We start from the raw sequence: 20,400 nt of genomic DNA, 5'->3' as shown, positions 1-20,400 counted from the left end.
CGCGCTCATGAGAGGGCGCGGCAGGCTCGAATTTCGCGCGATCCGCTGAACCCTTTTCGGGCGTGGCGGATGTCGAAGTGGGAAGGGGAGGGAACGTCAGACATGCCAGCAAACCCAGCCTTGGCCACAGGCGCTAAATCGCGCTTTGCCGCAAAGTCGCGCCGCAGCGTCCGCACCGGACCCCTGCTTGCACCGGCTGTCATCCTGCTTTTGCTATGGATGATCGTCCCGCTGGCGATGACGCTCTGGTTCTCGTTTCAGTATTATAATCTCATCAACCCCTTCGTGACTGGCTTTGCCGGTTTCTCGAACTACAAGTTCCTGGTGTCCGATCCGGGACTGTGGTCGGCCATCACCAAGACGCTCATTCTGCTGGGCTCGGTTCTAGCCATTTCGGTGGTGTTCGGCGTTTTATTCGCCGTGATTTTCGATCAGGATTTCTGGGGCAAGAACATTGCGCGGCTTCTGGTCATTGCGCCGTTCTTCGTCATGCCGACGGTGTCGGCGCTGATCTGGAAGAACCTTCTGATGCACCCGGTCAACGGGTTGTTCGCCTTTATCTCGCGCAGTCTCGGGCTGCCAGTCATAGACTGGTTTGCGCAATTCCCCATGGGGTCAATCATCATGATCGTGTCGTGGCAGTGGGTGCCCTTCGCAGCGCTGATCCTGATGACCGCGATGCAGTCGCTCGACCGCGAGCAGATGGAAGCGGCGCGGCTTGACGGCGCCAAAGGGCCGGTGATGTTCTTTTATATCGTCCTGCCGCATCTGCTGCGCCCGATCTCGGTCGTCATCATGATCGAAACGATCTTTCTCCTGTCGGTCTTCGCGGAAATCCTCGTCACTACCTCCGGTGGGCCGGGTATTGCCACGACGACGCTGACCTATTTCATCTATCTGAAGGCGCTCCTTCAGTGGGATATCGGTGGCGCTTCCGCTGCCGGTGTCGTCGCCATCATCCTCGCCAATATCGTTGCCGCGTTCCTCATCCGAACCGTGGCGCGCAATCTGGATAATTAGGGGAGACGAACGATGGCTGCAAAACGCAGGCTCAACAAAGCTGCACTCTCCGCCGGTATTATTGGCTGGATTGTAGCGCTTCTCATGTTTTTCCCGATCCTCTGGATGCTGCTTGCGGCATTCAAGACGGAGATCGATGCGGTGGCCCCGCCAAAGCTGTTCTTTGAGCCAACGCTGGAAAATTTTGCGGCGGTCAATCAGCGGGCCGACTATTTCCGCTACGCAATGAACAGCGTGATCGAAAGCCTGGGTGCAACGATCCTCTCTTTGCTGATCGCCGTTCCGGCAGCTTATGCGGCGGCTTTCTTTCCAGGAAAACGCACCAAGGATCTGCTGTTGTGGATGCTCTCCACCAAGATGCTACCTGCGGTGGGTGTTTTGGTGCCGATCTATCTTCTGGCGCGCGACACCGGGCTTCTCGATACGCGTACCGGGCTGATCATCATCTTCACCCTTTCCAACCTGCCTATCGTTGTCTGGATGCTCTATTCCTTCTTCAAGGAAGTGCCGCATGAAATTCTTGAAGCCAGCCGCATGGACGGGGCGAAGGTCGGCCAGCAGATACGCAATCTGCTCCTGCCCCTAAGCCTGCCCGGCATTGCATCGACGGCGCTTCTTTCCATCATCCTGTGCTGGAATGAAGCCTTCTGGAGCCTCAATCTCACGGCCTCGCAGGCCGGACCACTCACTGCATTCATCGCGTCCTTCTCGTCACCGGAGGGGCTTTTCTGGGCAAAACTCTCGGCAGCGTCCACGCTCGCCATCGCGCCGATCCTCGTTTTCGGCTGGGTTACGCAACGCCAGTTGGTGCGCGGTCTCACCTTCGGTGCCGTGAAATAAAGGGAACCCCATGGCTACGCTTTCTTTTCATAACGCCACCAAGTCCTTCGGCAATATCGATGTCATCAAGGGGGTGGACCTCAACATCGAAGACCGCGAATTCGTGGTCTTCGTCGGGCCGTCCGGTTCAGGCAAATCCACTCTTTTGCGGATGATCGCGGGGCTGGAAGAAATCACCAGCGGTGATCTGCTGATTGATGGGCAGCAATGCAACGATACGCCGCCGGATGAGCGCGGACTTGCCATGGTGTTCCAGACCTATGCGCTCTATCCGCATATGAATGTGCGCGACAATATGGGTTTCGCGCTCAAGCTTGCAGGCATTGCCAAGACCGAGCGCGATCGCAAGGTGGAAGATGTCGCGAAGACATTGCAGCTCGACAAGTTGCTGGACCGCAAGCCGCGCCAGCTCTCGGGCGGTCAGCGCCAGCGTGTCGCCATCGGGCGCGCTATGGTTCGGGAACCGAAGATCTTCCTGTTCGACGAACCACTGTCCAATCTCGATGCGGCGCTACGTGTGCAAATGCGTATCGAGCTGGCGCGTCTGCATGATCGGCTCAATGCGACGATGATTTATGTCACGCATGATCAGGTTGAAGCCATGACGCTGGCCCACAAGATTGTCGTGCTGCGCGATGGCAAGCTGGAACAGGTCGGTTCGCCGCTTGAGCTTTATCACCACCCGGTCAATCGCTTTGTGGCGGGCTTCATCGGATCGCCGACCATGAACTTCATCGAGGTCAAGGCGAGCGCGGTCGATAGCGACGGCGTGACGGTACAGCTTGCCGATGGACGTTCGGTCAAGGTGCCGGTCGCAGCAGAAGGCGTCAGCGCCGGTGCGCCGCTTGTGCTCGGGGTGCGCCCGGAACATCTGCATCCGGCAGATGACGGCATTCTTGAAGGCGAAATCATGGTGGTCGAGCGCCTTGGCGGCGAGACTTATCTCTATGTGCAAAACGATGCCGCTTCCGGTCTGATCGTGGCGGAAGCTGGCGGCAATAGTACGGCGCGCGCGCATGAGGCGGCCAAGCTCGGTTTCGATGCCGCCGACGCTCATCTCTTCACGCCAGATGGCTTGGCGCTGCAACGTCGTGACCGCCATCCGATGATCCTGTCTGAAAAGAAAACGCACCTTTAGAAAAAGTACTTCCAGCAAAAATGCGAAGCGGTTTTGCGTAGGATAATGCGTAAAAACAAATGGTTAGACTAAAGGCATTACATCACTGGAGAAAGTCCATGAGACTGAAAGACAAGGTTGCCCTCATTACCGGCGCTGCACGCGGCATCGGGCTTGGCTTTGCGGCGGCCTATGCGCAAGAGGGTGCAAAGGTCATCATTGCCGATATCAATATTGAGCGCGCGGAAGAAGCGGCGCGCGGTATTGGCCCGTCTGTGAAGGCAGTGCAGCTGGACGTGACCGATCTGGGAGCAATCGACAAGGTGGTTGCCTTCATCGATGCCGAATATGGCGGCATCGATATTCTGGTCAATAATGCCGCGATCTTCGACATGGCGCCGATCAATGAGTTGACCGAAGAGAGCTATGAACGCGTGCTGGGCATCAATCTCAAGGGACCGCTTTTCATGATGAAGGCGGTGTCGAATGTGATGATCAAACGCGGGCGTGGCGGCAAGATCATCAATATGGCAAGCCAGGCGGGTCGTCGCGGCGAGGCTCTGGTAACACTCTATTGTGCATCCAAGGCGGCGATTATTTCCGCCACGCAGTCGGCGGCTCTCGCTCTGGTCAAGCATGGCATCAACGTGAACGCGATTGCGCCGGGTGTGGTCGATGGCGAACATTGGGACGTCGTGGATGCGAATTTCGCCAAATGGGAAGGCTTGAAGCCGGGCGAGAAAAAGGCGGCGGTGGCAAAGTCGGTACCGATCGGTCGCTTCGCGACGCCGGAAGATATTACCGGCATGGCGGTGTTCCTCGCTTCTTCAGACAGCGACTACATCCTTGCCCAAACCTTTGGCGTCGACGGTGGCAACTGGATGGCGTGAGACGAGGCCGGGACAAACAATGAAAGCAATCTATTTTACCGGTCATGGCGAAGCAGGCATGGCTGATCTGCCGGACCCGGCATTGCAGCCGGGACACGTCCTGATCGACGTCAAGGCGTCAGGTCTTTGTCACACCGATATCGATGTTCTGCATGGCCGCTACGGGTCCAGCGCTTTTCCGCTGGTGCCGGGGCATGAATATGCGGGCATTGTCGTGGCCATTGCCGAAGACGTGACCAATGTGAAGCTGGGCGACCGCGTTGCGGTCGATCCGAATATTCCCTGCGGTCATTGCCGCGCCTGCCTCAAGGGGCTGACCAATCTCTGCTCCGATCTGAAAGCCTATGGCGTCACTCACAATGGCGGCTTTGCAGGTATGAGCCTCGTCAATGCCAGCCATCTCCATTCCATCGGCGATCTGCCTTATGATGTGGCCGCCCTTGCGGAACCGTTGGCCTGTGTGCTGAACGGGCTTGGCGCGGCGGAGTTGAAAACCGGCCCGCATGGCACTGAAAACGCGCTGGTGTTCGGGGCAGGCCCTATAGGTCTCTTGCTGGCTTTGTCACTGAAGGCGCAGGGCGTGCCGCAGGTGGCTGTCGCCGATATCAACGAGCACCGTCTGGCCTTCGTTGAAAGCCTTGGGCTTGAGCCGCTCGTATCTGGTTCGCAAACGCTGGACGAGCGTCAGCGGAGTTTCGATTTTGTCGCCGACGCCACCGGCATAGCGAAGGTGGTGGAAAGTATGGTCGGGTTCACTGCCGATGGCGGAACCGTTCTGGTGTTCGGCGTCTGCGCACCCGGCGCACGGATTTCGGTAGCACCCTTCGAGATTTTCCGCCGCCAGATCAGGATTGCCGGTTCCCATTCGCTGAACCGCAATATCCCGCAGGCATTGGATATATTGAGACAGGACTTTTCCGGCGCAAATGGCGGCTCGATGGCGCGGCTCGTTTCCCACCGGCTGCCGCTGGAGGAAATGCTGCCGTTCTTCACCAAGCATGGTGGCGACCCTGCAACCATGAAAGTCCAGTTCGTACCCGCTTGAATAAAAGGATACCGTCATGACCAAGCTATCGCACGCAACGCTTCAAAGCTTAGATAAAGTGCATAAGCCCGGCTACGATCCTGCCGGGCTGAAGCCGGGTATCGTGCATTTCGGCGTCGGCAATTTTCACCGCGCGCATCAGGCTGTCTATCTGGACGATCTGTTCGCGACCGGCGAGGGGCATGACTGGGCGCTGGTAGGGGCTGGCGTGCGCACGAGCGACGATGCTATGCGCGATACGCTCAAGGCGCAGGACTGGCTGACGACTGTTGTGGAACAGGAGGCCGATCATGCAGGCGCGCGCATCACCGCATCGATGGTCGATTATGTAACCATTTCGACCGAGGAAGGGCGCAAGGCCCTGATGACTTACCTGACATCAGCCGATACGCGCATCGTTTCGATGACGATCACCGAGGGCGGCTATTATATCGATCCGGCCAGCCAGACCTTCGATCCCGCGCATCCGGATATTGTGGCGGATGCCACGCATCCCGACGATCCGAAGACTGTGTTCGGCCTGATCGTTCAGGCGCTGAAGCTGCGCAGGGCGGCGGGTGTCCAGCCTTTCACGGTCATGTCCTGTGATAACATTCCGGGCAACGGTCATGTGACGGAAGACGCTGTGACGGGGCTCGCCAAGCTGAGCGACCTGACCTTCGCCGACTGGATTTCCGCCAATGTTGCTTTCCCGAATTCCATGGTCGATCGCATTACGCCAGCCACCGGTGCGCGCGAACGCGAAATTGCTGCGAAGGAATTCGGCGTCGATGACGGTTGGCCGGTCTTTTGCGAAGTTTTCAAGCAGTGGGTGATGGAGGATAATTTCCCGACCGGACGCCCGCCTCTGGAAAAAGTTGGCGTCACCTTTACCGATCAGGTTGCCGCTTATGAGTTGATGAAAATCCGCATTCTGAACGGGGGCCATGCTGCTATCGCCTATCCGGGCGGGTTGCTCGACATTCATTTCGTGCATGAAGCCATGGAGCATCCGCTGATCCGGCGCTATCTGGAAAAGCTGACCAAGGATGAGATCATCCCGGAAATACCGCCCGTGCCGGCTACAGATCTTGAAGCCTATCGCGTTCTGATCGACAAGCGCTTCGCCAATCCGAGCATCGGCGACACCATCCGCCGCCTGTGTCTGGATGGCTCCAACCGCCAGCCGAAATTCATTCTGCCCACTGCCGCCGATCGCGTGGCGAAGGGCCATTTCGTGACCGGACTGGCGCTCGTCTCGGCTTTCTGGTGTCGCTATTGTTATGGTACGACGGACAGCGGTGCTGTCATCGAACCGAATGACCCGTCATGGGATCGCCTGATCAAACAGGCGGCCCTTGCGAAAAACAATCCGGCGGCATGGCTTGCGATGGAGGATATCTTCGGCTCGCTCGCTTCGAATCCAGCCTATGTAGCGGCTTTCTCATCCGCGCTTCTGCGCATCTGGCAGGACGGGACCGTCAAGACACTTGAGCTTTATCTGGCTGGCGAACCGTTATAAACTGAGATTAAAGCGCGCCCGGATAAACTCTGACCGGGCGATTGTCCTTGACCGACTCCATCACCACAAAAGTGGATGTGCTTGCCACGTTGGGCAGGCTCGAAATCTTTTCGCCCAGCACCTCGCGGTAACGCCGGATGTTGGGCGTTCGCACTTTCAGAAGATAGTCGAAAGAGCTTGCGATCATATGGCATTCTTCGACTTCGCGTATCTTGCGCACTGCCGTGTTGAACGCTTCAAGTGCGGCTTCGCGTGTGTCGGATAGTTTGACCGTCGTAAAGGCGATATGATCGAGGCCGAGTTTCTCGGGGTCTATGGCTGCGCGAAAGCCGACAATATAACCTTCATCGACCAGCCTTTTCAGTCTTGCCTGACAAGGCGTCTTGGAAAGGCCGACTTTTTTGGAGAGTTCGGTGACCGGAATGCGTCCATCTTCGCTCAATACTTCCAGAATGCGACGATCGAACTGATCCAAATCGTCTACGGAATCTATTTTGCGCATCCTTATAGCTTTCTTTAGGTCGTATAATAAGATCGATATTCCTTCATATGGAGTAAATGAAGGCAGAATGCAATTTGCACAAATGATAGTGTCCGCCCAGATAAAGCAGAGCTAAACTGGGCAGAGACGCTCGGGGCTGTTTTCAATTGCGAGCATTGCACCATGACCGACACCATACCCGCTCCTACCAATCCGGTTTTCCAGAATTTCGCGCCGCCGATCCGCGAGCAAAGCCCGCTGAGGCAGGCGATTACCGCCGCTTATCGTCGCCCGGAAGCCGAATGCGTTTCCGCATTGGCTGCTCAGGCCGCCTTGCCGGAAGAAACGGCCAAGCAAGTTCGGTCCACTGCCCGCAAGCTGATCGAAGCACTACGCGCCAAGCATAAGGGCACGGGTGTTGAAGGTCTGGTACATGAATATTCTCTGTCGAGCCAGGAAGGCGTGGCACTTATGTGCCTTGCCGAAGCGTTGCTGCGCATTCCGGATATGGCAACGCGTGATGCGCTGATCCGCGACAAGATTTCGACTGGCGACTGGAAATCCCACATTGGCGGCGGGCGTTCGCTTTTCGTCAATGCTGCGACCTGGGGACTTGTCGTCACCGGCAAACTGACCAACACCGTCAATGATCGCGGCCTGTCGGCCGCCCTGACGCGCCTGATCGCTCGTTGCGGCGAACCTGTCATTCGTCGCGGCGTCGACATGGCCATGCGCATGATGGGTGAACAGTTTGTCACGGGCGAAACCATTGATGAAGCTTTGAAGCGCGCCAAACCGCTGGAAGAACGCGGTTTCCGCTATTCCTACGACATGCTGGGTGAGGCCGCGACCACTGCTGCCGATGCAGAGCGCTATTACAAGGATTACGAAACCGCCATTCACGCCATTGGCCGCGCTTCCGCTGGTCGCGGCATCTATGACGGCCCCGGTATTTCCATCAAATTGTCCGCCCTGCATCCGCGCTATGTCCGTGCGCAGAGCGAACGCGTGATGGCAGAGTTGCTGCCGAAGGTAAAGGCGCTTGCCGCTATCGCGAAGTCCTACAATATCGGTCTCAACATCGATGCCGAGGAAGCAGACCGTCTCGAACTGTCGCTCGATTTGCTGCAGAGCCTCTGTGAAGATTCAGATCTGGCGGACTGGGAAGGCATCGGCTTCGTCGTGCAGGCCTACGGCAAACGCTGCCCGTTTGTGCTCGATTTCATCATCGACCTGGCCCGTAAGAACAAACGCCGCATTATGGTTCGTCTGGTGAAGGGTGCTTATTGGGACGCCGAGATCAAACGCGCGCAGGTGGATGGTCTGGAAGACTTCCCGGTCTATACCCGCAAGGTTCACACCGACGTTTCCTATATTGCCTGCGCACGTAAGTTGCTTGCGGCGACCGATGTGATTTTCCCGCAGTTCGCAACACATAACGCCCAGACACTGGCCACAATCTATCATATGGCTGGCCCGGACTTCAAAGCGGGAAAATTCGAGTTCCAGTGCCTGCATGGCATGGGTGAGCCGCTCTATGATGAAGTCGTTGGCCCTGAAAAACTGGGTCGCCCGGCACGCATTTACGCGCCGGTCGGTACGCACGAGACACTTCTGGCTTATCTTGTTCGCAGACTTCTCGAAAACGGTGCGAACTCGTCCTTCGTCAATCGCATTGGCGATGAAAGTGTCTCAGTCGATGAGTTGATCTCCGATCCGGTGGATGTTGTTCGCTCGATGGCCGTCGTCGGCGCGCGTCACGATCAGATTGCCCTGCCGGAAAATCTCTATGGCGCCCGCAAGAATTCCGATGGTTTCGACCTGTCGAACGAAGTCACACTCGCTGAACTGAGCAAGATTCTGAAAAACAGCAGTGACCAGGTGTGGACTTCGGAGCCGCAGGTTGCCGGAGCCAAGGTGAAGGGCGTCTGCCGTTCAGTCTTCAATCCCGGCGACCGGAACGACGTCGTCGGTACGGTGACTGAGATCGCCGAGGCCGATGTAGCGAAGGCCATGAAGACGGCGCAGAAGGCAACGGCAAGCTGGTCGACAGTTGCACCCGTCGAACGTGCAGCTTGTCTTGAGCGCGCAGCGGACATCATGCAGCGCGAGATGCCGGTTCTACTCGGCCTCATCATGCGCGAAGCTGGCAAATCCATGCCGAACGCAATTGCCGAAGTTCGCGAAGCCATCGATTTCCTGCGTTATTATGCAGAGCAGACCCGCCGTACGCTGGGCGTCGGTCACAAGGCGCTCGGACCCATCGTATGCATCAGTCCGTGGAACTTCCCGCTGGCGATCTTTACCGGCCAGATTGCAGCAGCACTTGTCGCAGGCAATCCGGTCTTGGCAAAGCCTGCCGAAGAGACCCCGCTTATCGCAGCACAGGGTGTTCGTATCCTGCACGAGGCTGGCATTCCAGCCAATGCGCTTCAGCTTCTGCCCGGCGACGGTCGCATCGGGGCCGCGCTTGTGGCTGCCGAAGAGACATGCGGTGTAATGTTCACCGGTTCCACCGAAGTAGCGCGCCTCATACAGGCTCAGCTTGCCTCGCGTCTGCTGCCAAACGGAAAGCCGATCCCGCTGGTTGCTGAAACCGGTGGTCAGAATGCAATGATTGTGGATTCATCAGCGCTGGCGGAGCAAGTCGTGTTCGACGTTATTGCATCGGCATTCGACAGTGCCGGTCAGCGTTGTTCGGCGCTGCGCGTTCTTTGCCTGCAGGAAGATGTCGCGGATCGTATTCTGACAATGCTCAAGGGCGCTCTCCGGGAACTGTCCATCGGTCGCACCGACAGGCTGAAGGTTGATATCGGCCCAGTAATCACCGATGAAGCCAAGAACATCATTGAAAAGCACGTTCAGGGCATGCGTGACCTCGGTCGCAAGGTCGAGCAGCTTCCGCTCGGTCCCGAAACACAGAGCGGAACTTTTGTTGCACCGACCATCATCGAGATTAATTCGCTTCGCGACCTGAAGCGGGAAGTCTTCGGCCCGGTTCTGCATGTCGTGCGCTACAAGCGCGATGATATGGAGCGCCTGATCGATGATATCAACGCGACCGGTTACGGGCTTACTTTCGGTCTGCATACGCGCCTTGACGAGACGATCGCCAATGTTGCGGATCGTATCCGTGTCGGCAACCTCTATATCAACCGCAACGTTATCGGCGCGATTGTCGGCGTGCAGCCATTTGGTGGGCGCGGTCTTTCTGGAACTGGCCCGAAGGCAGGTGGTCCGCTCTATCTCGGACGTCTCGTGGAAACAGCTCCGATACCACCGCGCCATAGCTCTGTTCACACCGATCCGGCGCTCAAGGATTTTGCCAAGTGGCTTGGCCAACGGGGCATGAACGATCTGGCCCAGGCTGCCCGCGATACTGGCAGCGCTTCTGCACTTGGTCTTGATCTTGAATTGCCGGGCCCGGTCGGTGAGCGCAATCTTTATGCGCTGCATCCGCGAGGAAATATCCTGCTGGTTCCGCAGACAGAAACAGGCCTTTATCGCCAGATGATGGCCGCTCTTGCCACCGGCAATACCGTATATATCGACGAAGCTTCAGGGTTGCGGAACGTATTGAAGGATATTCCCACTTCGGTGGCAGCGCGCACGGTCTGGACGAAAAACTGGGAAGCCGACGCACCGTTTGCCGGTGCGTTGGTGGAAGGGGACGCTGAACGCATCGTAGAGATCAACAAGAAGCTCGCGATGCTTTCCGGGCCGTTGGTCCTCACACAGGCCGCTTCCACAGAGGAGCTTGCAAACAACCCGGATGCCTACTGCCTCAATTGGCTTCTGGAAGAGGTTTCGACCTCGATCAACACCACAGCGGCAGGTGGCAATGCCAGCCTGATGGCGATTGGTTGATCCCATATGGGACTGGAGAGAACAAAAAGGCGGCTTCGGCCGCCTTTTTTGTCGCTATGATCCTTGCATCGCTGTGCAAGTGACACCCAAAACAGAATGATTGAATTATTTTTTATGATTTCAGAATAAAATTTACAAAGGCATTGACAGGCTTTCGTAAAAGGCAAAGACTGTGCACACGCTTGCAAAAGCGTCGGCGTGGAGGCGCCGTATAAAGGGAGGAAAACAATGCGTTCGGCATTTCTGGTTGCGGCGCTTGCCGCTGGCGTATCTTCATTTGCATTTTCTGCGCAGGCCGCAGGCAATCTCAATCTCATCTGTTCCGCGGACGTGGTCATCTGTGAGCAGATGAAGAACATGTTCGAGAAGGATACGGGCATCAAGGTCAACATGGTCCGGCTATCTTCCGGTGAAACCTATGCCAAGGTGCGGGCCGAGGCGCGCAATCCGAAGACTGATATCTGGTGGGCTGGTACGGGCGATCCGCATCTTCAGGCCGCCGCCGAAGGACTGACACTCGAATATAAATCACCGATGCTCGACCAACTGAATGATTGGGCCAAGAAGCAGGCCGAGAGCTCCGGCTTTCGTACGGTTGGCGTTTACGCCGGTGCACTTGGCTGGGGTTACAATACCGATATTCTAGCCAAGAAGAATCTGAAGGAGCCGAAATGTTGGGCTGATCTGCTGGATGCGTCCTATAAGGGCGAAATCCAGATGGCTAATCCGAATTCGTCCGGCACTGCCTATACGGCGCTGGCAACCTTGGTGCAGATCATGGGCGAGGATAAAGCCTATGACTATCTGAAGAAACTTAACGAGAACGTGTCGCAGTATACCAAGTCCGGCTCGGCTCCGGTCAAGTCTGCTGCGCGTGGTGAAACAGGCATTGGCATAGTCTTTATGCATGATGCGGTGTCGATGACGGCAGAAGGCTTTCCGATCAAGTCGGTCGCACCATGCGAAGGTACCGGTTACGAAATTGGTTCCATGTCGATCATTAAGGGCGCCAAGAACCTCGAAAATGCCAAGAAGTGGTACGACTGGGCACTGACCGCGGAAGTACAGTCGCATATGAAAGATGCGAAGTCCTTCCAGCTTCCGTCGAACAAGTCTGCGGAGGTTCCGAAAGAATCCCCGCGTTTCGAGGATATCAAGCTCATTGATTACGATTTCAAGACCTATGGCGAACCGGCCAAGCGTAAGGAATTGCTTGAACGCTGGGACAAGGAAATCGGTGCGCACGCCAACTGATCTTTCATTGGCTTGAAGTTCAGGTGCGTTGCTCGCTTTTATGCGACGCACCTGTTCTGAATGGCAGGGCAAGTGAGTAGCATTCCTGAAATATTCAGGAGCTGAAGCCCTTGGCCATCCCTCAGAAATTCCTGATCCGGAGGGACGCGGACATCCATGAAACAGCATAATCGCAGACTGGATATTGTTCTGGCGTTGGCACTGGCGGCATTTGTTTTACTGCCGTGGTATCGCATAGAAGACGGCTTTCTGAGTTTCGGCTGGCTGGCTGGAATGTTTGGCGATGGCGCAACTGCGCCTGGCATTTGGCAGATCGCCTTCTTCGGACGCCCGTGGCTCGGCGCTGTCGCTATATTCATGTTGTTTTGTGCTGCTGCCCGCTTCCTGTTGCCTGTCGAGCGTCGTAGTGGGCTTATGATCTGGGGAAGCTTCCTCGGTGTGATTTTCCTGGCCCTGCAAGGATTGGCTATCGGTTTTTCCGGTTGGAACTGGACGATCAGCGAAAACCTGTTCGGTGCACTTGCCGATGGCCAGCGGGCTTTCGGTGCAGGGGCGATACTAACGGGGCTCTGCTTCTTGCTGATTTTCTCGTTTGGCCTCGCGGAACGCGGCGTGATGAAAGGGGACGCTTTCGTCGTTTCGTCCATTACCTTGCTTGTCGCATTGGTGGGCGTTTTCGTCTTTTACCCCGTTATCAGCATGTTTGTCGGGTCGATGCAGGATTTCGACGGCTCGTTCAAGCCTGAAGGCTTCATCGGCAACATTCAGGATTCCTCCATCTGGAGCCTGGCATGCGTAGTCGGTGAAGGGCGATGCGGCGTTGCGTGGCGCACATTGTGGCTAGCTCTGATGACTGCGACAGGGGCCACGGTGCTGGGACTTGCCTTTGCGCTTGTTGCGACCCGCACAAATTTCCCTTTCAAGAAAGGCCTCCGTCTTCTCACCATACTGCCGATCATTACGCCACCATTCGTTGTTGGTCTTGCATTGACGCTGCTCTTTGGTCGCGCGGGCGTGGTGACGGAACAGATTTCCAATATATTCGGTGTCGAACCCGGTCGATGGCTTTATGGCCTCACCGGAATATGGATTGCGCAGGTTCTATCTTTCACGCCGATATCCTTCCTCGTGCTTATCGGTGTTGTCGAAGGTGTGTCGCCGTCTATGGAAGAGGCATCGCAAACTCTGCGTGCGGATCGCTGGCGCACGTTTCGCAGGGTGTCTCTACCATTGATGGCTCCGGGGCTTGCCAATGCGTTCCTCATCGCTTTTATCGAAAGCATGGCGGATTTCGGCAATCCGATGGTGCTCGGAGGCAGCAATGGCGTACTTTCGACTGAAATATTCTTTGCAGTGGTGGGTGCGCAGAACGATCCATCGCGTGCGGCCGTTCTCGCTATCGTTCTGCTCTGCTTTACGCTGACCGCATTTCTTATCCAGCGAGTCTGGCTTTCGGGCAAGAATTTCGCGACCGTGACCGGCAAGGGCGATTCCGGCATGCATGCCGGGTTGCCGCGCGGGCTGAAGATCGGCGTTTATGCCCTTGTCATTCCGTGGATGATTTTCACCATTGTCGTTTATGCGATGATCCTTATCGGCGGCTTTGTGCGGCAATGGGGGCTCGACAATACACTGACGGTTGAACACTACGCGCGCGCGTTTTCCATCAACTGGACCGAAAGCGGCATTGCGTGGACCGGCGTGGCATGGAACTCGTTCTGGACGACTATGGAAATTTCGCTGATTTCGGCACCGCTGACTGCGGCCGTCGGTTTGCTGACGGCCTACCTTATCGTTCGTCAGCGTTTCGTCGGGCGGAATGTCTTCGAATTTGCCCTGATGTTGAGCTTCGCCATTCCCGGAACAGTCATTGGCGTCAGCTACATCATGGCCTTCAATCTGCCACCGCTTGAAATGACCGGTACCGCGCTGATCCTGATCGCATGTTTCGTGTTCCGCAACATGCCGGTGGGTGTGCGTGGTGGCATTGCAGCCATGAGCCAGCTCGACAAGAGTCTCGATGAAGCTTCCCTGACGTTGCGGGCGAACAGCTTCCGCACGATCCGGAAGGTCATTCTGCCATTACTGCGCCCGGCGATCACGGCAGCATTGGTCTATTCATTCGTCCGAGCCATCACCTCCATCAGCGCGGTCATTTTCCTCGTTTCGGCGCAGTACAATATGGCGACTTCCTACATTGTCGGTCTGGTCGAAAACGGTGAATTCGGCGTGGCCATCGCATATTCATCGATGCTGATTGTCGTGATGATCATCGTCATCACAGGTTTCCAGCTTCTCGTGGGGGAACGAAAGCTCAGACGCGAAAACCGCGTCGCTGCTGCGTCCATCACAACTGTTCGTCAGGAGAAAACCGCATGACTGCGATCCGTCCCGGCTCCGTTACATTTGAAAACGTCACCAAGAAGTTCGGTAATTTCACCGCCTTGCCCGATCTGTCCCTGACTGTCGAGCCGGGAACTCTGGTGACGCTGCTTGGACCGTCCGGTTGCGGTAAGACGACGACATTGCGGTTGCTGGCGGGGCTTGAACACCCGACGTCGGGCCGCATCCTGATTGGCGGCAAGGACGTGACCAATCTGCCAGCCAATGAGCGTGATGTATCGATGGTTTTCCAGTCCTATGCGCTGTTTCCGCACATGAACTCGCTCGACAATGTGGCCTATGGGTTGGAATCCTCGGGCTTGAAAAAGGCGGAAGCACGGGAACGTGCTGAGGAGGGTTTAAAGCTTGTCGGTCTTGCGGGAATGGGGCATCGCCTTCCGGCTGAACTTTCAGGTGGCCAGCAACAACGCGTGGCGGTGGCTCGCGCTCTGGTGCTGGAGCCGCAGGTTTTGCTTCTGGACGAACCGCTTTCGAATCTCGACGCGCGCCTGCGTCGTCGGGTGCGTACAGAAATTCGCGAGCTGCAACAGCGGCTCGGGTTTACTGCCGTCTATGTGACACACGATCAGGACGAGGCGCTCGCAGTCTCCGATACGATCATCGTCATGAAGGAGGGTAATATCGCACAGAAGGGCAGCCCGCGCGACCTCTATGAAACACCAGCCTCGGCCTTCATCGCGGATTTCATGGGGGAAGCGAATGTTGTGCCGTGTGAGGTGATGACGGCTGACGGTGGCGAAGCCGTTATTCGCATCGGTAGCCTGACGCACCGTGTCGCCGCGCGCAATGCCCGACCGGGACCGGCACAACTTGCGATCCGTCCGAATGCAGTGACGTTGCAGCCAAAGGCTGGCGGTGGCTTCCCCGGACGTGTCGCGCATTCGGCCTATCTAGGCGATCATATCGAGTATGAAATCGAGACCGAACACGGCAAACTTTTCATTGTCGATCCGGCGGTCGAAGAGGCGCTGCCACCACAAACCGATGTCTCTATCGAGTTCAAAACGCGCGGACTTGCCATCATCAATCAATAGGCGCAGAAAAGTCGTGCCTTTATTTACCTCTCATCGGAAAATCATCATGACTTCCCATCCCCGACAGGAACTAGAAGCGCGGCTTGCGCTTGCTGAAAAGATCGCGCGTGAAGCGGGCACCAAGGCTCTCGACTATTTCAAGCGGCGTGAAACGCTGGTTATCGAAACAAAGCGTGATCCGCAGGATGTGGTTTCCATTGCCGACCGCGATGTTGAGCAACTTATTCGATCCCGTGTGTCGGAAACCTTTTCTCAGGATGGTTTTCTGGGCGAGGAATATGGGTTGAATGAAGGTTCTTCCGGTTATACATGGGTAGTGGATCCCATTGATGGCACCAGTCCATTCGTGAATGGTATGCCAAACTGGTGTGTTTCCATTGCCGTTCTAAAAGACGGCGAACCGGTAATCGGGGTCATTCAAGCCCCTTGTTTTGACGAGCTTTATGCTTCGGCCAAAGGCCTCGGCGCAACACTCGATGGCAAGACGCTGGTGCTCGATTCGAGCCGTACTATCCGCAATTCGGTGACAGGTATCGGTGCCAACAACTATGTCACACCGCAAGTCGTGGCGAAAATCGTGGAAGATCTGCTTGAAGCAGGCGGCACGTTTATTCGCAATGGTTCCGGTGCGCTCATGATTGCTTATGTCGCGGCTGGCAGGCTGGTCGGCTATTATGAGCCTTATATGCATGCCTGGGATTGCATGGCAGGCTTTTGCCTCGTGCGTGAGGCGGGCGGTTATACGCATCCTTTCCCCGTCGATGGAGAAAAGCTCACCAAGGGCAACAAGGTTTTCGTAGCTGGGCCTGGTGCAATCGAGGACCTCAAGAAGGTTGCTCGCCTATAGAATTGGATATGATCTTTCTGGAATCTCAGTTCCAGCCATATTCTGAATAGGGTTCGTTGCGGGCGGCGCAGAAGAGTGCCTGCCGGACGTATGGAATGGTATTATCTGGAAGATTGTCCAGGCTTCTCCATTGTAGATCGGCATGCTTGTCCGGCTCACATATGGCAGGCGTGCCAATCCATTCATTCGCGCAAAAGAAATGGCCGAGCCATTGATTGCCAGCCGTCAGGCTATGCAGCGTGTGGACTAATTTCAAATCTTTCGGCGCTACAACTACGCCGATCTCTTCGAACGCTTCACGTACCGCTGCAGCACGGATCGTTTCGCCAGTATCTAGCCCTCCTGCGGGAATACTGAACGAACCGTCCATCCACCCGGTTGCTTTCCGCTGCAACATGCAGATTTCTGGTCCGCGTGCAAGAATGACAAAAACCGCAGATGAAAGCTGAAAGCGCACACGCTCGTTCAATTGGCTCTCCCCAAAAAGCAAATCGGCAAGTCTTATACAGACTTGCCGAAAGCTTACACGAGTCGGTCTGAACCCGAAGGAAGATCAGGGATTATCGCGCTTGAAAATCCAATCGTGATCGGGATGGTTCTTGAACCGCCATTTGCGCAAGGGGCCAGCCATTACATTGAGATAGTACATCTCGTACCCATAGGGTGCACCACACGGATGATGCCCCTTTGGCACGAGCACGACATCTCCATCCGCGACCGCCATGGTTTCATCAAGGCTTCCATCTTCGGTGAAAACACGTTGGAAGCCGAAACCCTGCGCTGGGTTGAGGCGATGGTAATAGGTCTCTTCCAGATAGGTCATGTCCGGAAAATTGTCCTCGTCGTGTCTGTGGGGCGGATAGGACGACCAGTTTCCCTGCGGTGTGAATACCTCGGTAACAAGAAGGCTGTCGGCAACATCGCGACCTTCCATCGCGATATTATGAATGAAGCGGGTGTTGGCACCCTTTCCGCGCTGTTCCAGCGTCAGATTTTCCGGCCCAAGCTTCTGCGCCTTGCGGCCCGGCTTGCCCGGCGCGGTGCAAACGGCCAGAACACAATCCGTTGTGGCAGTCGCGCGCCAGTTGCTTTCAGCAGGTACATAGAGGCAGTGCGGCGGCAGTTTCTCGAACAGATTCATGCGTTCGCCCATTTCGCCGAAATCCTCGCCAGAGGCAAAAATCTTTGCCTTGCCTTCCACGAGAACGAGGATCACCTCGGTCGAGTTGGTCTGTTCCGAAACGCTTTCACCAGACTTGAGACGATAAAGCCCGAATCCGACATAACCCCATTCGGCACTCTCTGGACTGATGTCATGGACCTTGCCATGCGTACCGTTGGGTTTGCGCAACAAATTGGCCATGTCTTAGTCTCCTTTGTCGAGTCCTGCCTCACGTGCGAATGACTTGAGCGATTTCAATCCAAGCGACTGGTACTTATAAGGATTACGAATATCGGGATCCTGCTCGGCTTCGATCACCAGCCAGCCCTGATAACCACTTTCCGCTGCAACTTTCAGCACAGGTACGAAATCGACGCCGCCTTCCGCATCGCCAGGGACTGTGAACACACCGCGACGGACGCCCTCCAGAAACGACAGGCCCTGGTCACGCACTTCGGTCGCTATTGCCGAGCGAACGTTCTTGGCATGAATATGACCCACGCGTGCCATATGTTTCTTCGCAACTCGCTCTGGATCGCCGCCGCCGAACAGGCAGTGGCCGGTATCGAGGAGAAGTTTGGTATGCGGCCCGGTATGCTGCATCAGAAGATCGATTTCATCCTCGCTCTGCACCACTGTGCCCATATGATGGTGATAAACAAGAGCAATACCCTGTGCGGCAGCATATGCAGCCAGTGCCTCAACCCCTGCACTAAATTCTTCCCAGCGCGCTTCCTCCAGGACCGGACGTTCGGATAGTGACTTGTCGTTGTCGCCGTGAATGGCGTTCGAGGTTTCGCAAACAATGATGACCTTCGAGCCCATTGCTTTCAGGAGGTCGAGCGACGGCTGCATTGCCTTTTTTTCTTCTTCGACCGAATTCACCAGCAGATTGAGCGAATGCCAGCCCGATACATAGCGGAGGTTACGGGGTTCAAGCACGGCTTTAAGTGCAGCCGGTTCCTGCGGAAACTTGTGACCTTTCTCGATCCCGTCGAAGCCGATCTCAGCGGTTTCATCGAGACATTGATCCAGTGTGATATGCGCGCCGAGGCTGCGATCATCGTCGTTCGACCAGGCAATAGGATTGGTGCCATAGAGGATCATCGGTCAGTTTCTTTCTTTGAGTTTAGATTCATAATCTTTACGCGCAGCGCGCACCTGCTCGCGCTCCGAGACTTCCGGCACAGCGACATCCCACCACCATCCGCCAGTTTCAGGGGTCGGATAAGGATCGGTATCGATAATGATGACAGTCGTGCGCGGGCTGTTGCGGGTTTCCGCCAGAGCATCTTCCAATTCGCGGACAGAACCCACTTTCTTTGCATGTGCTCCCATGGCTCCGGCATGGGCGGCGAAATCGATGTGCGATGGGCTCACATGGCTCGAATGGTCGAGCAGGTTGTTGAACTCGGCGCCACCAGTTGCCATTTGCAGCCGGTTTATACAGCCGAAACCGCGATTGTCGGTGATGACGACAGTAATCTTCTGCCCCATCATGACGGCAGTGGCGAGCTCGGAATTGGCCATCATGTAGGAGCCATCGCCGACCATCACGATAACGTCTCGATCAGGTTCGGCCATCTTGATACCAAGGCCACCGGCGATTTCGTAGCCCATGCAGGAAAAGCCATATTCCATGTGGTAGGACATGGGACGACCGGCTTTCCAGAGTTGGTGCAATTCTCCGGGCATTGTGCCCGCCGCGCACATGACGACCGTGTTTTCGCGTGCCTGGCGCTGCACCGCGCCGATAACCTGCATATCGGTCGGCAAGGCATTGCGATCACTGGGGGCAGCAGTAAATCGGTCTGCCGTCGTAAACCATTTCTCTTTCAAAGCGGTATCCACCGGTTGGCGTTTATAGCTGCCAATCGCTTTTGAGAAAGCTTCAAGACCGATTTTTGCATCAGCAACCAATGGCAGCGAACCGTGTTTGGAGCTGTCATAGGGCTGGACGTTTAGCGAGAGAAGCTTGCGTCCCGGATGCTTGAACAGTGCCCAGGATCCTGTCGTGAAGTCTTGAAAGCGCGTGCCAACACCGATCACGAGATCGGCTTCCGCCGCTATTGCATTGGCGCTGTCCGCTCCGGTTACGCCTACCGGGCCGAAATTGAGCGGATGATCCCATGGGAGAGCCGATTTGCCAGCCTGCGTTTCGATGACAGGGATGCCGTGCACTTCAGCAAAATTGCGCAACGCTTCGTGAGCATCAGAGTAATGCACTCCACCGCCTGCAACGATAACGGGTTTAAGCGCTGTCTTAATTGCTACCGCTGCGACATTCAGTTCATTCTCATCCGGCGGTGGGCGGCGCCAGTGCCAGACTTTTTGTTCAAAGAACTCTTCCGGCCAGTCATAAGCCTCGGTCTGCACATCCTGACAGAAGGCAAGCGTTACCGGCCCGCAATCGGCAGGATCTGTCATGGTGCGGAAGGCACGAGGCAGGGCGGTGAGAAGTTGTTCGGGTCGAGTGATCCTGTCGAAATAGCGGCTGACCGGACGAAAACAATCATTCACGGTCATGGTGCCGTCGTTGAAATCCTCGATCTGTTGCAGGACGGGATCAGGACCGCGATTGGCAAAGACATCGCCCGGAATAAGCAGAACCGGTAGACGATTTACATGGGCGAGGGCAGCCGCAGTGACCATGTTCGTTGCGCCGGGGCCGATGGAGGAGGTGACGGCGCAGGCGCGCTTGCGGCCAAGCTGCTTGGTATAGGCAATGGCTGCATGCGCCATTGTCTGTTCATTGTGGCCGCGCCAAGTCGGCAGTTCTTCGCGAATGGCATGGAGCGCCTCGCCAAGTCCGGCCACATTACCGTGGCCGAAAATAGCCCAAACGCCTGCGATAAAGGTCTCACCATCCGGCGTCATCTGGTTTGCAAGGTAGCGCACCAATGCTTGCGCGGCGGTCAATCGAACGGTTTTCATAGCTC

Annotated in this window: 16 protein-coding genes; 11 read left to right on the top strand and 5 right to left on the bottom strand. The window is 56.2% G+C overall.

The genetic code is table 11. From position 1 onward, the window contains the following. Positions 1-102 precede the first annotated feature (102 nt). The 6 genes from ACYSN1_RS10710 (at position 103) to ACYSN1_RS10685 (ending at position 6,413) form a co-directional block, all read left to right on the top strand. On the top strand, positions 103-1,020 hold the full coding sequence (locus ACYSN1_RS10710) for a carbohydrate ABC transporter permease (RefSeq protein WP_461725647.1): 918 nt from the start codon (positions 103-105) through the stop codon (positions 1,018-1,020). A gap of 12 nt (positions 1,021-1,032) precedes the next feature. Beyond that, positions 1,033-1,860 (top strand): carbohydrate ABC transporter permease, encoded by an 828-nt coding sequence (locus ACYSN1_RS10705; RefSeq protein WP_461725646.1) that lies wholly within the window; start codon positions 1,033-1,035, stop codon positions 1,858-1,860. Positions 1,861-1,870: 10 nt separating this feature from the next. Next, the gene (locus tag ACYSN1_RS10700) at positions 1,871-2,998 is read left to right on the top strand and encodes an ABC transporter ATP-binding protein (protein ID WP_461725645.1); all 1,128 of its coding nucleotides are present in this window, start codon (positions 1,871-1,873) and stop codon (positions 2,996-2,998) included. Positions 2,999-3,096: 98 nt separating this feature from the next. Continuing rightward, on the top strand, positions 3,097-3,867 hold the full coding sequence (locus ACYSN1_RS10695; protein ID WP_461725644.1) for an L-iditol 2-dehydrogenase: 771 nt from the start codon (positions 3,097-3,099) through the stop codon (positions 3,865-3,867). Positions 3,868-3,886: 19 nt separating this feature from the next. After that, a complete protein-coding gene (locus ACYSN1_RS10690) occupies positions 3,887-4,912 on the top strand; it encodes a zinc-dependent alcohol dehydrogenase family protein (protein ID WP_461725643.1) in 1,026 nt (341 codons plus the stop codon). A gap of 16 nt (positions 4,913-4,928) precedes the next feature. Beyond that, on the top strand, positions 4,929-6,413 hold the full coding sequence (locus ACYSN1_RS10685; protein ID WP_461725642.1) for a mannitol dehydrogenase family protein: 1,485 nt from the start codon (positions 4,929-4,931) through the stop codon (positions 6,411-6,413). 7 nt (positions 6,414-6,420) lie between these two features. Here the strand turns inward: ACYSN1_RS10685 and ACYSN1_RS10680 are convergent, their stop codons facing one another. Continuing rightward, positions 6,421-6,915 carry an Lrp/AsnC family transcriptional regulator gene (locus tag ACYSN1_RS10680; protein WP_010659033.1) on the bottom strand — a complete coding sequence of 165 codons (495 nt, stop codon included), beginning with the start codon at positions 6,913-6,915 and terminating at the stop codon, positions 6,421-6,423. Between the two features lie 162 nt (positions 6,916-7,077). Here ACYSN1_RS10680 and putA point away from each other — a divergent pair, with 162 nt between their 5' ends. From putA to ACYSN1_RS10655, 5 genes are all read left to right on the top strand, one after another. Further along, positions 7,078-10,761: a trifunctional transcriptional regulator/proline dehydrogenase/L-glutamate gamma-semialdehyde dehydrogenase gene (gene putA, locus ACYSN1_RS10675; RefSeq protein ID WP_461725641.1), complete on the top strand. Its 3,684-nt coding sequence runs from the start codon at positions 7,078-7,080 to the stop codon at positions 10,759-10,761. A 228-nt stretch (positions 10,762-10,989) separates the two neighbouring features. After that, complete coding sequence (locus ACYSN1_RS10670) at positions 10,990-12,015, top strand: ABC transporter substrate-binding protein (protein WP_010659031.1); 1,026 nt, start codon at positions 10,990-10,992, stop codon at positions 12,013-12,015. Positions 12,016-12,171: 156 nt separating this feature from the next. Then, on the top strand, positions 12,172-14,394 hold the full coding sequence (locus ACYSN1_RS10665; protein ID WP_461725640.1) for an ABC transporter permease: 2,223 nt from the start codon (positions 12,172-12,174) through the stop codon (positions 14,392-14,394). Continuing rightward, positions 14,391-15,452 carry an ABC transporter ATP-binding protein gene (locus ACYSN1_RS10660; RefSeq protein WP_461725639.1) on the top strand — a complete coding sequence of 354 codons (1,062 nt, stop codon included), beginning with the start codon at positions 14,391-14,393 and terminating at the stop codon, positions 15,450-15,452. Before ACYSN1_RS10665 ends, ACYSN1_RS10660 begins: the two co-directional genes overlap by 4 nt. A 46-nt stretch (positions 15,453-15,498) precedes the next feature. Further along, a complete protein-coding gene (locus ACYSN1_RS10655; protein WP_461725638.1) occupies positions 15,499-16,299 on the top strand; it encodes an inositol monophosphatase family protein in 801 nt (266 codons plus the stop codon). Positions 16,300-16,324: 25 nt separating this feature from the next. Here ACYSN1_RS10655 and ACYSN1_RS10650 read toward each other — a convergent pair whose 3' ends face one another. From ACYSN1_RS10650 to iolD, 4 genes are all read right to left on the bottom strand, one after another. Further along, the gene (locus tag ACYSN1_RS10650) at positions 16,325-16,768 is read right to left on the bottom strand and encodes an NUDIX hydrolase (protein WP_461725637.1); all 444 of its coding nucleotides are present in this window, start codon (positions 16,766-16,768) and stop codon (positions 16,325-16,327) included. A gap of 84 nt (positions 16,769-16,852) precedes the next feature. Beyond that, positions 16,853-17,662 carry a 5-deoxy-glucuronate isomerase gene (iolB, locus tag ACYSN1_RS10645; protein WP_461725636.1) on the bottom strand — a complete coding sequence of 270 codons (810 nt, stop codon included), beginning with the start codon at positions 17,660-17,662 and terminating at the stop codon, positions 16,853-16,855. 3 nt (positions 17,663-17,665) lie between these two features. Continuing rightward, positions 17,666-18,568 (bottom strand): myo-inosose-2 dehydratase, encoded by a 903-nt coding sequence (gene iolE / locus ACYSN1_RS10640; RefSeq protein ID WP_461725635.1) that lies wholly within the window; start codon positions 18,566-18,568, stop codon positions 17,666-17,668. 3 nt (positions 18,569-18,571) lie between these two features. Further along, positions 18,572-20,395, bottom strand: a complete 1,824-nt coding sequence (gene iolD / locus ACYSN1_RS10635) for a 3D-(3,5/4)-trihydroxycyclohexane-1,2-dione acylhydrolase (decyclizing) (RefSeq protein WP_461725634.1) — start codon at positions 20,393-20,395, stop codon at positions 18,572-18,574. Positions 20,396-20,400: the final 5 nt, after the last annotated feature.

The sequence above is a fragment of the Brucella sp. LJL56 genome (genome assembly GCF_054871705.1).
The sequence above is the reverse complement of the archived record's forward strand: the minus strand, read 5'-3'. Positions and strand labels throughout refer to the sequence as shown.

Excerpts from the sequence above, each read along its gene's own strand:
- ACYSN1_RS10695 (WP_461725644.1), top strand. The coding sequence starts at position 3,097 with ATGAGACTGAAAGACAAGGTTGCCCTCATTACCGGCGCTGCACGCGGC.
- ACYSN1_RS10700 (WP_461725645.1), top strand. The coding sequence starts at position 1,871 with ATGGCTACGCTTTCTTTTCATAACGCCACCAAGTCCTTCGGCAATATC.
- ACYSN1_RS10705 (WP_461725646.1), top strand. The coding sequence starts at position 1,033 with ATGGCTGCAAAACGCAGGCTCAACAAAGCTGCACTCTCCGCCGGTATT.
- ACYSN1_RS10710 (WP_461725647.1), top strand. The coding sequence starts at position 103 with ATGCCAGCAAACCCAGCCTTGGCCACAGGCGCTAAATCGCGCTTTGCC.
- ACYSN1_RS10660 (WP_461725639.1), top strand. The coding sequence starts at position 14,391 with ATGACTGCGATCCGTCCCGGCTCCGTTACATTTGAAAACGTCACCAAG.
- ACYSN1_RS10665 (WP_461725640.1), top strand. The coding sequence starts at position 12,172 with ATGAAACAGCATAATCGCAGACTGGATATTGTTCTGGCGTTGGCACTG.
- ACYSN1_RS10655 (WP_461725638.1), top strand. The coding sequence starts at position 15,499 with ATGACTTCCCATCCCCGACAGGAACTAGAAGCGCGGCTTGCGCTTGCT.
- ACYSN1_RS10670 (WP_010659031.1), top strand. The coding sequence starts at position 10,990 with ATGCGTTCGGCATTTCTGGTTGCGGCGCTTGCCGCTGGCGTATCTTCA.
- iolD (WP_461725634.1), bottom strand. The coding sequence starts at position 20,395 with ATGAAAACCGTTCGATTGACCGCCGCGCAAGCATTGGTGCGCTACCTT.
- putA (WP_461725641.1), top strand. The coding sequence starts at position 7,078 with ATGACCGACACCATACCCGCTCCTACCAATCCGGTTTTCCAGAATTTC.
- ACYSN1_RS10690 (WP_461725643.1), top strand. The coding sequence starts at position 3,887 with ATGAAAGCAATCTATTTTACCGGTCATGGCGAAGCAGGCATGGCTGAT.
- iolB (WP_461725636.1), bottom strand. The coding sequence starts at position 17,662 with ATGGCCAATTTGTTGCGCAAACCCAACGGTACGCATGGCAAGGTCCAT.
- ACYSN1_RS10680 (WP_010659033.1), bottom strand. The coding sequence starts at position 6,915 with ATGCGCAAAATAGATTCCGTAGACGATTTGGATCAGTTCGATCGTCGC.
- iolE (WP_461725635.1), bottom strand. The coding sequence starts at position 18,568 with ATGATCCTCTATGGCACCAATCCTATTGCCTGGTCGAACGACGATGAT.
- ACYSN1_RS10685 (WP_461725642.1), top strand. The coding sequence starts at position 4,929 with ATGACCAAGCTATCGCACGCAACGCTTCAAAGCTTAGATAAAGTGCAT.